Origin of the sequence: Streptomyces sp. DSM 15324, from assembly GCF_001514285.1 — a bacterium.
In the GTDB taxonomy this organism is placed as follows: Bacteria; Actinomycetota; Actinomycetes; order Streptomycetales; family Streptomycetaceae; genus Streptomyces.
This window is the reverse complement of the sequence record NZ_KQ949074.1, coordinates 1-511: the sequence shown is the minus strand read 5'-3', so window position 1 is coordinate 511 and position 511 is coordinate 1. Positions and strand designations below refer to the sequence as shown.

General features: G+C 72.4%; 1 protein-coding gene. It reads left to right on the top strand.

Going from position 1 to position 511, the window contains the following annotated elements:
• A partial coding sequence (locus AQJ58_RS40240) for a polyketide synthase (RefSeq protein WP_199844812.1) occupies window positions 1–511 on the top strand: 511 nt, incomplete at both ends.

The window sequence follows — 511 nt, the reverse complement described above, 5'->3', positions numbered from 1 at the left end:
GTGGGTCTGCTGCTGGTGGAGCGGCTCTCGGACGCGCGCCGCAACAACCACCGGGTCCTGGCCGTGGTCGCCGGTTCGGCGGTCAACCAGGACGGTGCGTCGAACGGTCTGACGGCGCCCAACGGTCCCTCGCAGCAGCGGGTGATCCGGCAGGCGCTGGCGGGTGCCGGGCTCAAGTCGGCCGACGTGGACGCGGTGGAGGCGCACGGCACGGGTACCCCGCTGGGTGACCCGATCGAGGCGCAGGCCCTGCTCGCCACCTATGGCCAGGACCGTGAACAGCCGCTGCTGCTGGGTTCGTTGAAGTCGAACATCGGTCACACGCAGGCGGCGGCCGGTGTGGGTGGTGTGATCAAGATGGTGATGGCGATGCGCCACGGCGTCCTGCCGCGGACCCTGCACGCCGACGAGCCGTCGTCGCACGTCGACTGGACGGCCGGGGACATCGAGCTGCTCGCCGAGGAGCGGGCGTGGCCGGAGACGGGCCGTGCGCGGCGCGCGGGCGTGTCGT